The sequence below is a fragment of the Isoptericola variabilis genome (assembly GCF_050311655.1).
GTDB classification, from domain to species: Bacteria; Actinomycetota; Actinomycetes; order Actinomycetales; family Cellulomonadaceae; genus Isoptericola; species Isoptericola variabilis.
Genome location: NZ_JBNOZM010000006.1, coordinates 309,604 through 323,465 on the forward strand (window position 1 = coordinate 309,604; position 13,862 = coordinate 323,465).

The 13,862-nt window shown below is 75.4% G+C and carries 10 protein-coding genes; 2 read left to right on the forward strand and 8 right to left on the reverse strand.

The window, feature by feature from the left end; translation table 11 throughout:
* Nucleotides 1–10: 10 nt before the first annotated feature.
* Genes ACQP60_RS15320 through ACQP60_RS15330 form a run of 3 tightly spaced genes read right to left on the reverse strand, consistent with a single transcriptional unit; the run spans nucleotide 11 to nucleotide 6,254 of the window.
* Nucleotides 11–442 carry a GNAT family N-acetyltransferase gene (locus ACQP60_RS15320; protein WP_429734301.1) on the reverse strand — a complete coding sequence of 144 codons (432 nt, stop codon included), beginning with the start codon at nucleotides 440–442 and terminating at the stop codon, nucleotides 11–13.
* 9 nt (nucleotides 443–451) lie between these two features.
* Complete coding sequence (locus tag ACQP60_RS15325) at nucleotides 452–2,926, reverse strand: beta-galactosidase (protein ID WP_429734305.1); 2,475 nt, start codon at nucleotides 2,924–2,926, stop codon at nucleotides 452–454.
* A 28-nt stretch (nucleotides 2,927–2,954) separates the two neighbouring features.
* Nucleotides 2,955–6,254 carry a DUF5107 domain-containing protein gene (locus ACQP60_RS15330; protein WP_429734307.1) on the reverse strand — a complete coding sequence of 1,100 codons (3,300 nt, stop codon included), beginning with the start codon at nucleotides 6,252–6,254 and terminating at the stop codon, nucleotides 2,955–2,957.
* Nucleotides 6,255–6,309: 55 nt separating this feature from the next.
* Here ACQP60_RS15330 and ACQP60_RS15335 point away from each other — a divergent pair, with 55 nt between their 5' ends.
* Nucleotides 6,310–7,200 carry a helix-turn-helix domain-containing protein gene (locus tag ACQP60_RS15335; RefSeq protein WP_429734309.1) on the forward strand — a complete coding sequence of 297 codons (891 nt, stop codon included), beginning with the start codon at nucleotides 6,310–6,312 and terminating at the stop codon, nucleotides 7,198–7,200.
* Here the strand turns inward: ACQP60_RS15335 and ACQP60_RS15340 are convergent.
* Nucleotides 7,168–7,707, reverse strand: a complete 540-nt coding sequence (locus ACQP60_RS15340) for a nitroreductase family deazaflavin-dependent oxidoreductase (protein WP_429734311.1) — start codon at nucleotides 7,705–7,707, stop codon at nucleotides 7,168–7,170. The genes ACQP60_RS15335 and ACQP60_RS15340 overlap by 33 nt on opposite strands.
* Here ACQP60_RS15340 and ACQP60_RS15345 point away from each other — a divergent pair.
* Complete coding sequence (locus ACQP60_RS15345) at nucleotides 7,706–8,131, forward strand: hypothetical protein (RefSeq protein WP_429734313.1); 426 nt, start codon at nucleotides 7,706–7,708, stop codon at nucleotides 8,129–8,131. The two genes, ACQP60_RS15340 and ACQP60_RS15345, sit on opposite strands and share 2 nt — an antisense overlap.
* Before the next feature lie 97 nt (nucleotides 8,132–8,228).
* Here ACQP60_RS15345 and ACQP60_RS15350 read toward each other — a convergent pair whose 3' ends face one another.
* Genes ACQP60_RS15350 through ACQP60_RS15365 form a run of 4 tightly spaced genes read right to left on the reverse strand, consistent with a single transcriptional unit; the run spans nucleotide 8,229 to nucleotide 13,855 of the window.
* Nucleotides 8,229–10,697, reverse strand: a complete 2,469-nt coding sequence (locus ACQP60_RS15350; protein ID WP_429734315.1) for a beta-xylosidase/alpha-l-arabinosidase — start codon at nucleotides 10,695–10,697, stop codon at nucleotides 8,229–8,231.
* Nucleotides 10,694–11,581, reverse strand: a complete 888-nt coding sequence (locus ACQP60_RS15355) for a carbohydrate ABC transporter permease (RefSeq protein ID WP_429734317.1) — start codon at nucleotides 11,579–11,581, stop codon at nucleotides 10,694–10,696. The genes ACQP60_RS15350 and ACQP60_RS15355 overlap by 4 nt, the downstream gene beginning before the upstream one ends.
* Entirely contained in the window at nucleotides 11,578–12,546 is a 969-nt protein-coding gene (locus ACQP60_RS15360; RefSeq protein WP_429734319.1) for a carbohydrate ABC transporter permease, read from the reverse strand. The genes ACQP60_RS15355 and ACQP60_RS15360 overlap by 4 nt, the downstream gene beginning before the upstream one ends.
* Before the next feature lie 7 nt (nucleotides 12,547–12,553).
* On the reverse strand, nucleotides 12,554–13,855 hold the full coding sequence (locus tag ACQP60_RS15365) for an ABC transporter substrate-binding protein (protein ID WP_429734321.1): 1,302 nt from the start codon (nucleotides 13,853–13,855) through the stop codon (nucleotides 12,554–12,556).
* Between the last annotated feature and the right edge of the window lie 7 nt (nucleotides 13,856–13,862).

A 13,862-nucleotide genomic window follows, 5' to 3' on the forward strand; every position in this document is an offset into this window, starting at 1 on the left:
GCCCGGGCGCTCAGGGCCGGTCGGCCAGGACCATCCCGAGGCTGTGCGGCGCCGACTCGACGAACCCCATGCTGCGGTACAGGGGACGCCCCGGCGCGTCCGCCATGAGCGTCACGTACGGGTTCGCGGGCGCCCGCTCGTCGATCTGCGCGAGCAGCCACCCGAGCACGCGCCGACCCAGGCCCTGCCGTTGGTGGTCGGGCAGGGTCGCCATGTCGGCGACGTGAAAGTACCAGCCGCCGTCGCCGAGCACGCGCCCCATCGCGACGACGTCGCCGGACGGTCGGTGCCGCACGTGGGCGAACGCCCAGCTGTTCGCGACGGCGTACCCCGCCTGCTCGGGCGTCTTGGGGCTGAGCCCCGCGTCACGACGCAGCCGCACGTAGGTCTCGACGTCCGGCGCGGTGGGGACGAGCTCGTACGGGTCGTTCACGTCGGCCATGCCGTCACCCTAGGCAGGGTCGCCGACCGCCAGCACCACCCGCGCCACGCGCACGACATCGACGGCGGCGACGGCGATCCCGTCCGGCACGTCGCGCACGGACGGGTCCACCCACACGCCGGTCGCGGCGCGCCACGGCAGCAGCTCGAGCGTCAGGCCGGCGCGCGCGACGGCGTCGCGCCACGGCGTGAGGTCGACGTCCCAGTCCCGGCCGTGCCAGAAGTGGTCGCTCACGACGACGTCGCCACCCTCGCGGCGCACGACGGCGCGGCCCACGTCGCCCGTCCACGCGACGCGCAGCAGCGCGCGGTCGACGCCGGCGAGCGCGTCGGCGGCCACGTCCAGGTCCACGCGCGCGGCGCCGGAGAAGTCGGTCGGCGCGCTGAGCCGGCCCATCGGGCCGCCCGTCGCCGGCTCCGGCGGGGCGGGAGCGTCCGGGTGCAGGTCCGTCGCGACCCGGCGGCGCCCGGCCCCGGGCACGGAGAGCGTCCACGACGTCCACGGCCCCTGCGCGGCGGACGGGTCGAGGCGCGCCTCGTCGCCGGCGGCCACCTCGAGCGACCGCGGCGCGGGCAGCATCGACACCGTCACCGCCGGCTCCTCCGTGTGCACGACGAGCCCGCCGTCGAGCGCGTGCACAGGGGCGTCGGCGAGCACCAGGCGCTCGCGGCCGCCGACGTCGAGCCGGTACAGGCGGTTCGCGGACCCCTCGTCGAGCACGAGGACGTCGACCTCACCGGAACGGCCGCGCAGCCGGATCACGGTCTCCGGCCCCGGCTCGCCGACCAGGTCGAGGACGGTCGCGCCGTCCTCGGCGCGCGCCGCCACCGGGCCGCTCGCCCCGACCTCGCCGTCGCCGTCCCGCTCGAGCACCAGCTCCACCGGGACGCCGTCGGTCGCGACCAGCACGACGACCTCCCGCGCGGCGCCGCCGACTCCTGTTCCGACGCCCGCCCCGTCGATCCTCGTGAGCAGCTGCGCCGTCGCGCTGCGCAGCACCAGCCCCTCGCCCAGCGGGTACCGCAGCGGCCACGCCACCGAGACGCCCGCGGGCAGGTCGACGGGACGCGTCGGGACGGTCACGGTGGCGTCGTCGAGCTCGACCGCGACCTGGACGCCCGGCTGCGGCGGCAGCGGGCACCGCGCCGGCTGGTACGTCGTGAGGAAGACGTACCCGCGGCGCCCGTCCGCCCGTACCGACCAGCGCAGCTCGCCCGCGTCCTTGCTCCCGCCGCCCACCGTCGTGGTCATGGCCGCCAGCGCCGCGCCGTCGGCCTGCAGCCACAGGTGCTGGCGGCGCAGCAGGTGGTGGTGACGTCGCACCTGGCCGTGCTCGCCCACGGGGGCGCCGAAGTCGTAGGTGCGCCTCGGCACGTCGTTGGGGTAGCCGGTGGCGTGGGACTCCTGCTCGGTGCCGTGCGGCCCGACGCGCTGGGTGCCGCCCGCGTACATGTAGTACCCCTGCCACACGGAGCCGCTGCCGAGCTTCGCGAGCGCGAGCGCGGCCACGTCGTCGGGCGTCACCAGCGGGCGCCGGTGGTAGGCGACGTGCATCCCGCCGCCCAGCTCGCAGGTCGCGTACGGCAGGACGTCGTCGTCCTTCAGGGCGACGCCCGTGCCGGGGCCGTCGCCGCCGAGCACGATCCCGTCGAGGGCCTCGCGCAGGTCCGCGCCCACCGAGAGGTCGTCGCGTACCGTGCTGTACCGGAAGTGCACGGGCGAGAACGCCGGCCACTCGGTCTCGGCGTCCTCCCAGAACCCGTCGGCGTACGCGCTGTACACGGGCAGCAGCGAAGCCGGCACCTGGGCGCCGCCCCACCCGGTCGCGGTCCAGACCGGCACCCGCAGCCCCTGCTCCTCGGCGATCGTGCGCAGGGTGGCCAGGTGCTCGGGCTGCTCGTAGAGCTCGTTGTCCACCTGCGCCCCGACGACGGGCCCGCCCTCGGCGTGCGTCAGGCCGTCGAGCTGCGCCACCACCTGCGCGTAGTAGGTGCGCACCAGGTCGAGGTAGGCCGGGTCGTTCGTGCGCGTCGCCAGCCCGCGCTCGACGAGCCAGTCGGGGAAGCCCCCGTACCGCGCCTCGCCGTGCGCCCACGGCCCCAGCCGCACGACCACGTCGAGCCCGTGCCGGCCGGCCGTCTCGATGAAGGCGCGCAGGTCGAGGTTCCCGTCCCACCGGAAGTCGCCAGGCGCGGGCTCGTGCGCCTGCCAGAAGACGTACGTGGCCACCGAGTCCAGGCCGCCCGCCTTCGCGTGCCCCAGCACCTCGGACCAGCGCTCGCGCGGGAGGCGCGAGCAGTGCACCTCGCCCGTCACGGGGAACCAGGGCAGCCCCGCCCGCTCGAGGTACCGGCTGGTCACCGCCACCGCGTCCGACGCGCCGGGCGGGTCGCCCAGCTCCAGGTGGTCGCGACGCGGCGGGGTGGGGCGACGAGCCTGCACGCGGTGCGGGACGGAGCGCCGGCCGGAGGGGGCGACGGTCATGGGGCACTCTCCTTCGAGACGCGGGGGGTCAGGCGGACGCCGGCGCGGCGGCGTCCTCGTCGAGGGCGGCGAGCTGGTCGCGCAGGGCGCGGACCCGGTCGTCGTGGTCCTGCTGGACATCGTGGGCGAACAGCAGCATGGCGGGCAGCGACGTCGCGAAGTAGTCGACGGTCGCACGGCGGCCCGCCTCCTCGTCGACGTACCGCGCGAGCCCGTCGCGCAGGCGCCGCGCATCGTCGTCACGGCCCAGCCGGCGCAGCGCGACCACGGAGGCGGCCGTCCGCTCCGAGAGCTCCTGGACGGCCATGCCCTCGAAGTCGCCCTGCTGGTCGGCCGCGGTGCGCCAGGCGTCCCGGGCCTCGTCGTCCCGGCCGAGCGTGGCGAGCGCGTCGCCGAGCAGCAGGTGCAGGTCGGCGGTGTTGGCGAGCGGGTGGCGCGCCTCCCCGAGGGACTCCGGCGGGGTCAGGGCGGCGGTGGCGTGCGCCAGCGCGGCCGCGGCGTCGCCGCCGTCCAGGGCCTGGCGGCCGAGGTCCAGGTGCGCGGCGTCCCAGGCGGCCAGCACCCGGCCCTCGCCACCCTCCCACGGCTGGAAGGCCCGGCCGCCCAGGACGTCGAGCGCCTCGGCCGCGCGGCCGCGCGCGGTGAGCAGCTCCGCGAGCTGGACCGACAGGTCGTCCCGGGCGGCGACCAGGTCGGGCTGGTCGAGCAACGTCGTCAGGCGGCGCCCCGGGTCGGTGCCCCGCCGCGCCTCGAGCTGGTCGGCCTCGTAGAGCAGGCGGGCGTCGTCGGGGGCGAGCGCCCGCGCGCGGGCGTACCAGGCGGCCGCCGCGTCGGCGTCGCCGCGCACGTTGTAGGCCGCCACGCCGAGATTCCGCAGCACGACGACGTCGGTCCCGTCGCCCGCCGCCGCGACCTCCCAGGCCGCGACCGCGTCCTCGCGCCGGCCGGCCGCATAGAGGCGGTGGCCCGCCAGCCCGGCCACGAGCGGGTCCTGCGGCCACGCCCGGCGCAGCCGCGCGAGGGCGTCGTCGTCGGTCGCCGCGGGGAAGGCCCAGGCGCGCGGGGCGTTCCGGGCCCGCTCGAGCGCGTCCGCCGCGGCCGCCCGGTCGCCGCAGGCCAGCTCCAGGTCGGCGCGGTGCAGCAGGGCCAGGGCCCGCACGTCGCGCTGCCCGCGCGGGGACGGGCGGGTCGCGACGTCCTCCAGCAGCTCGACGGCGGCCGCCACCTCCCCCGCCGACGCGTGCTCCAGCGCGACGTCCAGCGCGATCGTCGGGTCCGTCGTCGGGCCGACCGGGACGGCGAGCCCGAGCCGGACACCGAGGTCGCGCGCCCACGCGTCGAGGGGGTCGACGGCGAGCGTGCCGCGCACCAGGTCGCGGGCGCGTTCCGTGTTCCCGGCCCGCCGGGCGGCGACGGCCGCGAGGTTGCGCCCCTGCACGTGGTCCGGGCTGCGGCGCAGCAGCGCGTCGAGCTCCTCCGCGGCCGCGGCGTCGCGCCCCTCGGCGAGGTCGAGCCGCGCCGTCGCGACGGCCGCGGCGTCCCGCCACGCCTGGTCCCACGACGCCGTGCCCAGCGCCTCGCGAGCCTCGGCCGTCCGGCCCTGCCGGGCGAGGACGACACCCAGCCGGTAGTGCGCCTCGCCGTCGCGCGGGTTGGGGTTGCGCACCGTGAGGCGCGCGACCGCGGTGCGCAGCAGCCGCTCGGCCTCCTCCAGGCGGCCCGCGCGCGCCCGCCGGGCCGCGAGCGCCGTCGCGCAGCGCGCGTCCCCGGGGTCGCGGCGCAGCGCCTCCGCCCAGTACGGCTCGGGCGACCGCGTCGCGTGCCGGTACTGGTCCAGGTGCAGCCCGGTGACGTAGAGCTCGTCGGAGGACGCGATCTCGCCGGGCGCGGGCGGCTCGGTGGCGGGCTCGGGGACCTCGGCGTCGGGGTCCGCCGCGGCCCGGGGGCGCCAGGCCAGGAGGGTCGCGCCGCCGTGCTCCACGACCAGGTCGTAGGCGGTGGGGTCGACGCCGGCGGGCCCGGTGAGCTCGCGCACGAGGGGAACCCCGGGCGCGACGTCGGCCCGCTCGTCCAGCAGCACCTCGCCGCCGGCGCGCAGCACGACCCGCGCCCCCGGCCGCGGGGCCGTCACGGCCACCCCGACGCGCACCGCCGTGCCCTCGACGTCGAGCCGCACCGCCGCGTCGCGCGTCGCCTGGTGCACCGGGCCGACGTCCTGGATCGGGTACCAGTACTGCGAGAACGTCGTGGTCTCGCCCGGGCGCAGGAACGCGAAGTCGGGCTGGTTGTCGGTGAAGACGCCCGCCATGAGCTCCACGTACGGGCCGTTCGTGTCCGTGAGGTGCCGGTCCCACGCCCAGCCGAACGGGGCGTTCCCCCACGTCCACATCTTCTTGCCGGGCGACACCCGGTGGTCGGCCCAGTGCACGAACCCGGCGCGGGCGGCGTGGTCGTAGCCACCGAAGAAGTCGTCCTGCGAGCCGAGGCACATGTACGACGTCGGCACGGGGATGTTGCGGTACCGGTCCAGGCGGTCGCCGTCGGGACGCCCGGCGGTGCGCTGCGCCGGGTAGTCGACGCCGTAGTAGCGGCCCGACGCCGCGGGGAACGTCGTGACGGCGCGCTTGGCGTGGTCGGCCACGACGGTGACGTCCGTGGGGAAGAACGCCTGGTAGTCGTCGTGCACCGCGGCGGCGACGTTGGCCCACCACAGGAACGTCTGCACGTCGTCGGTCCGGTTGACGAGGCGGACGCGCAGCTCGACGAGCGCGCTGTCCGGGCGCAGCCGCACGCCGTGCATCCCCTGCATCCGCGCGAACGGGTCGTGGTCGGAGCACCACACCGTCACCGCGCCGTCGGGCTCCTCCTCGATCCACGCCTCCGTCGGCAGGAACGTGGCGGGCCGGTGGTGCTGCGGCCAGTTGAGCTCGACGCCGCCCGAGAGCCACGGCCCGGCCAGCCCGACCAGCGCCGGCTTGATGACGTCGTTGCGGTAGAAGAAGTCGTAGCCGCGCGTGCGGTCCAGACCCACGTGGATGCGCCCGCCCAGCTCGGGCAGCACCATGAGGCGCACGAACGTGTTCTCCAGGTGGATCGCGTCCCACTCGCGGGGCGCCTTGGCCTGCTCGACCCGGTCCACGAACGGCATCGGGTACACCGCCCCCGACGACCCCTGGTACACCCGCTGGTCCAGGTACGCCGGGTACCGGTCCGGCTCGCCGATGTCGTACGTGTCGATGGACACCGGCTCGCGCCACCCGCGCACGGGCCGGTCGGCGAGGCCGTCCGGGACGGCCGGCAGGACGATCCGCGACTCTTCTCCTGGCATGGGACGAACGTAGGCCGCTTGACCGCGTCGCACGATGGGCGATTCCCTGGGGCACATGGACGAAACGACGGTCGATGCGACCGCGGCGCGCCGGGACGGCTTCGCCGGTCAGCGCATGGTCGTCGTGCCGCGCCCCACGGTCCGCGCAGCCCTCGCGCGCCCGGTGACGGGCCGGCTCGTCGTGACGGACGCCGGGTTCTTCCCGCACGCCGCCCGCCACGGTCGGTCGCGACCCGACGGCGCCCGGGAGCACGTCCTGCTGGTCTGCACCGCCGGCGCCGGCTGGTGCCGCACACCGGACGGCCGGTCCGACGTCCGGCCCGGGGACGTGGTGCTCGTTCCGGCCGGGACGCCGCACGAGTACGCCGCCGCCGCGCACGACCCGTGGACCCTCTGGTGGCTGCACGCCGCCGGCCGTGACGCCGACGAGCTCGTCGCCGCCGCCCGCGCCGCCGCCGGCGGACCGGTCTCCCACCTGCGCGACCCGGCCGCGCTCGCCAGCCTCGTCTCCCAGGCCATCGACGGGCTCGACGACGGCACGGCCGGCGGCCTGGTCCGTGCCACGGGCGCGGCGTGGCACGCGTTCGCGCACGTCGTGGCGACGGGGCGGCGCTCCCCGGGGCCGGCCCCGGACCCGGTCGAGCGCGTCGTCGAGCACCTGCGGGCCACGACGCCGCAGCGCACGTCGGTCGGGTCGCTCGCGGCGATGGTCGGGCTCAGCCCGTCCCAGCTCGGGGCGCGGTTCCGCGCGCGCGTGGGCACGTCGCCGCTGCAGTACCAGGCCGGGTTGCGGCTCGCGCGGGCCCGCGAGCTGCTCGACTCCACCGACCTGCCCGTCGCCGCCGTCGCGCAGGCGTGCGGCTACGACGACGCGCTGTACTTCTCGCGCCGGTTCGCCCGCACCCACGGGGTGTCACCCACCGCGTACCGGGCGCGGGGCGCGTGACCGTCGGGCGTCCGCCCGCTCGAGCACGAACAGCCGCACCACCCGCCCGGACTCGCGCTCGTAGGCGCGGTACCCCGGCCATTGCGCCTCGATGCGCGCCCACAGCGCGTCCCGCTCGCCGTCGTCGGTGACGGGGGTCGCGCGGACGTCGAACCGTCGGCCGCGGATGCTCACGGCCGCGTCCGGGTGGGCGAGCAGGTTGTACGTCCACGCGGGGTGCCGGCCGCGCGCGAACGACGTGCCCGCGACGACCAGCCGCACCGTGCCGTCCGGGCCGCCCACGGGCGTGTACATGAGGTAGGTGTCGCGGGGCTCGCCCGACCGGGCGCCGACGGTGTGCAGCACCAGCGACGGCACGAGCACCGCGGACAGCTGGAACCGCCCGCGCGTGAGCCACGCGAGCGCGCGCTCCACGGGCGGCAGGGCGACGGGGGCGACGGCGCGGAAGGCGCGCGTCCGGGTGATCGGCGCGACGACGGACCGGACGACGTGCAGCAGGCGGGCCATGCCCCATTCTGGGGTGGTGCCCTCGCCGCGGTGGTCCGTACGCGCCCTGGGCGTGGTGCGCCTGCTCTGGATGGCCGGGTTCCTCGTGGGCACGACGACCCACGTGGTCGACCTCGTGCTGGGCGGCCTCGACGTCTACGCCGGGCACCCCGCCGGCGTCCGCGCGTTCTGGGTGGCCCTCACCGTCGTCGACCCGCTCGTGGTGACGCTGCTCCTCTGGCGGCGGCGGGCCGGGGTGGTGCTGGGCGTCGTGGTGATGGTCGCCGACGTCGCCGTGAACGGGAGCGTGGTCGCCGCCACCGGCGACGGCCTGGCGGCCCTCGTCCCGCAGTCGCTGTTCGGAGCGTTCGTGGTGCTCACCGCGCGGCCGCTCGCCGCGTGGTTCCGGGAGTCGCGCCCGCACGGCGGGCCGGACGGCGCCTGATCGGGCCGCCGCGCTCGCCCGGTGACCGGGACGGCGCGGGCCGGGCCCGAGGCGGTACCCTCGGGCCCGGCCCTGCCGGTCACACCACGACCGATCGTCACGCCACGACCGACGTCACCACCCGCGGGTCGGCACCGGTCACCTCGTAGGTGTCGCCGGTGACGACGAGCGTCGCGCGCGGCGTCGCCGTCCCCGGCAGGTCGCGCTTCTCCGAGCGCCGGGCGCTGGTGATCGCGCCGCCGGTGGCGTCCTGCACCTCCTCGGCCTCGGCGTCGGGCGTGGCGGCGACGTGCGATCCCACCCACACCTCGACGTCGCCCGGCTCGACGACGCGCACGGCACGGCGGTCGGCGAACGCGAGCCGCGTCGTGGGGACGTCGAACGTCACGAGGGCGGACTCCCCCGGCTCGAGCACGACGCGGCGGTACGCGAGCAGCTGCGCCACGGGCCGGGTCACGGACCCGATCAGGTCGCGCCCGTAGAGCTGGACGACGTCCGACCCGGCGACCGTCCCGGTGTTCGTCACCCGGACGGCGGCCGCGAACGAGCCGCCCGCGGCGACCTCGCCGTCCACGGCCAGGTCGGTGTACGCGAACGTCGTGTACGACAGGCCGAAGCCGAACGGCCGCAGCGGCGTCGAGTCGGTGGACGTCACGTCGGACGGCCCGCCCAGCACGGGGTGCAGGTACGAGTAGGGCTGCGCCCCCGCCGACCGCGGCAGCGACACCGGCAGCCGGCCCGACGGGTTCACCGCTCCCGCGATCGCCGCGGCGACGGCCGTACCGCCCTCCTCGCCCGGGAAGAACGCCTGCAGCACCGCGCCCGGGCGCCGGTCGTCGGAGTCGCCCGCGACGTCGAGCGCCCAGTCGATCGCGTACGGCCGGCCCGAGAGCACCACCATGACGACGGGGGTGCCGGTGGCGAGCACGGCCTCGACGAGCCCGCGCTGCACGCCGGGCAGCTCCAGCGACTCCGCGTCGTTGCCCTCGCCCACGGTGCCGCGCCCGAACAGGCCGGCGTGGTCGCCCACGACGACGACGGCCACGTCGGCCGACGACGCGGCGGCGACCGCCTCCGCGAAGCCGGACGTGTCCTCGCCCTCGACGTCGCAGCCCGCCGCGTGCACGAGCTCCGGCTGCGGCAGGCCCGCGGTGCGGAACGCGCCCCCGAGGGACTCGAACACCGTGGGGATGTGGAAGCCCACGGGCACGTCGGGGTGGTGCGCCAGGACGTGGTTCGCGAACGAGTAGCACCCCATGAGCGCGTCGCTGCGGTGCGCGTTGGGGCCGACGACGGCGACGCGCGCCGGGGCGGCGCTCCACCGCGTCAGCGGCAGCACGCCGTCGTTGCTGAGGAGCACGAGCGACTCCTCCGCGAGGCGGCGCGCCACGTCGCGGTGCGCGGGCGAGTCGAGGTCGACCACGGTGGGAGGCTCGCCGGCGAACGCGTCGTCGTCGAGCAGCCCGAGCTCCTCCTTCTGCGCGAGGGCGCGCAGCACGGCGCGGTCCACGTACGCCTCGTCCAGCCCGCCCGCGCGGACCACCTCCGCGAGCGGCTCGAGGTACGCGTCGCCCGACGGCAGCTCGATGTCGAGGCCGGCCGCGAGCGCCTGCGCGGCCGCCTGGCCGCGGTCGGCCGCGATCCGGTGCATCACCTCGAGGAACGCGACGCCGAAGTAGTCCGCGACGACCGTGCCGTCGAAGCCCCACTCGTCGCGCAGGATCCGCGTGAGGTACTCCGTGCTGGCGTGCATCGGCTCGCCGTCCACGTCCACGTAGGTGGCCATCACGGACCGCACCCCGCCGTCGCGCACCGCCATCTCGAACGGCGGCAGGAAGACGTCGGCCATCTCGCGCGGGCCCGCCGACACGGGCGCGTGGTTGCGCCCGGCGCGCGACGCCGAGTACCCGGCGAAGTGCTTGAGCGTGGCGTGCACGCCGGCGTCCTGCAGGCCCCGCACGTACGCGGTGCCGACCGTCCCGACGAGGTACGGGTCCTCGCCGATGCACTCGTCGACGCGGCCCCAGCGCGGGTCGCGCACGACGTCGAGCACGGGCGCGAGGCCCTGGTGGATGCCCAGCTCGCGCATGGACGCGCCGATGACGCCGCCCATCTCCGCCACGAGGTCCGGGTCGAACGACGCGCCCCAGGCGAGCGGCGTCGGGAACGTCGCCGCCTTCCACGCGGACAGGCCGGTGAGGCACTCCTCGTGGACGAGCGCGGGGATGCCGAGCCGCGTCTCGCGGCGCAGCCGCTGCTGCTCCGCCCACAGCCAGGCCGCCCGCTCGGCGGGGTCCACCGGCCGCGTGCCGTACACGCGGGTGTAGTGGCCGATGCCGTGCCGGGTGACCTCCTCGAGGCGGCCGCCGGCGCCGGCTGCCATCTCGCCCTGCATGGGGGCGACGACGTCGCCGCCCTGGTCGAGCCAGTAGCCGACCAGCTGCGCGAGCTTCTCCTCCAGGGTCATGCGGGCGTGCAGCGCGCGGACGCGCTCGGACACCACGGGCAGCTCGGGCAGCCGGCTCGCCGTGGGGACGGGGTGGGTCACGTGCTCTCCTTGGGTCATCCCTTCACGGCTCCCTGCAGGCCGTTCACGATGCGCTTCTGCATCGCGAGGAAGAACACCAGCGCAGGGATCATCGCCAGCGTCGTGAAGGCGAACACGCCCGCGGTGTCGGCCGAGTGCTCCGTGGAGAAGTCGGCGACGCCCAGGGGCAGCGTCCGCATGTCGCCCTGCAGCAGCAGCAGGGGCAGGAGGTAGGCGTTCCAGGAGCCGACGAACGCGAGCACGCCGACCGTCACCATCCCCGGCCCCGACAGGGGCAGCAGGATCCGCCAGAAGAACCCGATGCGGCTGGCGCCGTCGAGCTGCGCGGCCTCCTCGAGCTCGGTGGGCAGCGCCTGGAGGAACGGCCGCAGGATGACGACCGTCATCGGCAGCGCGAACGCCGCCTGCGGCAGCGCCACGCCCCACCAGGTGTTGCCCATGTGGTAGTTCTGCGTGATCAGGATGAACAGCGGGATGATCGCCACCGTCGCGGGGAACAGCAGGCCGATCACGAACACCATGAACAGCGCCTCGCGGCCCTTGAAGCGGTACCGCGCGAGGGGATAGGCGGCCATGATGCCGAACACCACGACGACGGCGGTCGTGACGACGGCGATGATCGTGGAGTTGAGGAAGTAGCCCCAGAACGGCGAGTCGGCCGAGAGGACGCCGGCGTAGTTGTCCCACACCCACGGGCTGGGCAGGCCGGCCGGGTCCTCCGCGAGCTGGGCGTTGGTGCGGAACCCGCCCAGCACGCCGTACAGCACGGGCCCGAGCGTCACCGCCACCACCACGAGGGCGATCGCGTAGACCAGGGGGCTCCCGCCGGAGAACGACTTCTTCCGGGCCCCGCGGTCCGCCGTGCGGGCGGACGGGCGGGCTGGCGTCGTGACGGCGCTCATCGGCCCTCCTCCTTGCTGTCGCGGCTCAGGATGAACTTCTGGTACGCGAGCGCGAGCACCAGGGCGATGACGAACAGGACGACGGAGGCGGCGCCGGCGATGCCGAAGTTCTGCCGCTTGGTGCCCTCGTTGACGAGGAACGTGGCCATCGTCGTCGTGGCGTTCGCGGGGCCGCCGCCGGTGAGGATCCAGACCATGTCGAAGAGCTGGAGCGAGCCGATCATCGACAGGAAGCCCCAGGTGCGCATGGTCGGGCCGAGCAGCGGGATCGTGATGCGCCGCTGCACCTGCCACCAGGAGGCGCCGTCGAGCTGGGCGGCCTCGTACAGCTCGTCGGGCACGCCCTGCAGGCCGGCGAGGAAGAGGATCACGGCGAGGCCGAGGTACTTCCAGGTGAGCACCACGAGCACGGTCCACAGCGCGTACTCGGGCGTGCCGAGGAAGCCCTGGTCCGGACCGTGCAGGCCGACGGCGGCGAGCATCGTGTCGATGACGCCGTACTGCGGCTGCAGCAGCTGGAACCACACGACGCCGGCGATGACCTCCGCCAGCACGTACGGCACGAAGATGATGGTGCGCAGCAGGCCCTGGCCCCACATCTTGCGGTTGAGCAGCAGCGCGATCGCGAGCCCGAGGGGCAGCTGCAGCACGATCGAGCCCACCACGATGATGAGGTTGTGCACGACGGCGTCCGTGAAGACCTCGTTGGTCAGCACCGACACGTAGTTGCGGAGGCCGACGAAGTCGACCATCGGGCCGAAGCCCTTCCACTTGTACAGCGACATCTGCACGGCGGTGGCCACGGGGACCACGACGAACGCGACGAGCAGCGCGAGGGCCGGCGTCACGAACAGGGCGATCTCCGCCCGCTTGCGCCACGTCGCGGCGCGGCCGCGGCGCTCCGGACGGCGGTCCGCCGACCGTGCCGGGGCACGGTCGGCGGACCGGACTGCGGTGTCCGTCATCGGACGGTCACTGGTCCGCTTCCGCGGCGGACTGCACCGCGTCGACCACGTCCTGCGGGGTCGCCTTGCCGGCGAACTGCAGGGCGATCGCGTCGTTCATCGCGCCACCCACGGACGCGCCGAGCAGCGTGTCGAGGTAGAGCTGGATCTCCGGGGCGCTGTCCCGCACCTCGAGCAGCTCCGCCAGGGCCGGGTCGGAGACCTTCTCCGAGGCGGTCGGGTTGGTCGGCAGACCCATGTCGAGCTCGGCGAAGCCCTGCTGGACCTCGTCGCTCAGGAGGTACTGGGCGAACTCGACCGCGACGTCGGGCGCGTCCTTCGACACGGCCCAGGCGTCGCCGCCGCCCATCTGCGCGCCCTCGGTGCCCTGCTGGCCGTCGATCGAGGGGTAGGAGAACCAGCCGGTGTCCTCGCCGAGGCCGGAGCCGTCCTCCGTCAGGCCCTGCATGACGCCGGGCTCCCAGTGGCCGGCCAGCTCCATCGCGACCTTGCCCGAGGCGAGCAGGCCGGAGGCCGACGTCGCGCCGGTCTGGGCCGGGGTGGTGAGGAAGCCCTTGTTGAACGGCTCGGTGGCGAGCAGCTCGTCGAGGGTCTCGCCCGCCTTGACGAAGCACGGGTCGGAGTAGTCGACCGACGTGACCGCGGTGTCCAGGGTGTCCGCCGAGCACTGGCGGATCACGTTGTAGTACCAGTAGTGCGCGGCGGGCCACTTGTCGCCCGCGCCCACCGAGGCGGGCGTGATGCCGGCGGCCTTCAGCTTGTCGAAGACGTCGTACAGCTCGTCCATCGTGGTCGGGGTCTCGGTGATCCCGGCCTTCTCGAACAGCGACTTGTTGTACCAGAAGCCGACGACGCCCATGGAGAACGGCAGGGCGTACGACGCGCCGTCCACCTGGAAGCCGGACATGTACGGCTCGATGGTGCTGATCGTGTCGGCAGCCGGCTCCGACAGGTCCTTGAGCAGCCCGGCCTCGACGTGGTCGGCGAGCTCGCCGCCGCCACGCTCCATGAACACGTCGGGCGCGTCGCCCGCCTGGAAGGCGGCGTCGAGCTTCGTGAGCATGTCCTCGTGGGCCATGGCGCTGACCTCGACGGTCGTGCCGGGGTGGTCCTTCTCGAAGTCGGCGGCGACCTTGTCGTAGTACTCCTTGCCGTCACCGGTGTTGGAGTTGTGCCACCACGTGATGGTGCTGGCGTCGGCGCTGCTGCCGCCGTCGTCGTCGCCCTGCGAGCCGGTGCCCTGGCCCGCGCAGGCGGCGCCCAGGAGCGCCACGGTGGTCCCGAGCGCGACCGCGGTGGCGCCTCGCATGAACCTC

What these genes read in the sequence shown, in the direction of transcription:
- ACQP60_RS15320 (WP_429734301.1), bottom strand. Translation starts at nt 442, where the DNA reads ATGGCCGACGTGAACGACCCGTACGAGCTCGTCCCCACCGCGCCGGAC.
- ACQP60_RS15325 (WP_429734305.1), bottom strand. Translation starts at nt 2,926, where the DNA reads ATGACCGTCGCCCCCTCCGGCCGGCGCTCCGTCCCGCACCGCGTGCAG.
- ACQP60_RS15330 (WP_429734307.1), bottom strand. Translation starts at nt 6,254, where the DNA reads ATGCCAGGAGAAGAGTCGCGGATCGTCCTGCCGGCCGTCCCGGACGGC.
- ACQP60_RS15335 (WP_429734309.1), top strand. Translation starts at nt 6,310, where the DNA reads ATGGACGAAACGACGGTCGATGCGACCGCGGCGCGCCGGGACGGCTTC.
- ACQP60_RS15345 (WP_429734313.1), top strand. Translation starts at nt 7,706, where the DNA reads ATGCCCCATTCTGGGGTGGTGCCCTCGCCGCGGTGGTCCGTACGCGCC.
- ACQP60_RS15340 (WP_429734311.1), bottom strand. Translation starts at nt 7,707, where the DNA reads ATGGCCCGCCTGCTGCACGTCGTCCGGTCCGTCGTCGCGCCGATCACC.
- ACQP60_RS15350 (WP_429734315.1), bottom strand. Translation starts at nt 10,697, where the DNA reads ATGACCCAAGGAGAGCACGTGACCCACCCCGTCCCCACGGCGAGCCGG.
- ACQP60_RS15355 (WP_429734317.1), bottom strand. Translation starts at nt 11,581, where the DNA reads ATGAGCGCCGTCACGACGCCAGCCCGCCCGTCCGCCCGCACGGCGGAC.
- ACQP60_RS15360 (WP_429734319.1), bottom strand. Translation starts at nt 12,546, where the DNA reads ATGACGGACACCGCAGTCCGGTCCGCCGACCGTGCCCCGGCACGGTCG.
- ACQP60_RS15365 (WP_429734321.1), bottom strand. Translation starts at nt 13,855, where the DNA reads ATGCGAGGCGCCACCGCGGTCGCGCTCGGGACCACCGTGGCGCTCCTG.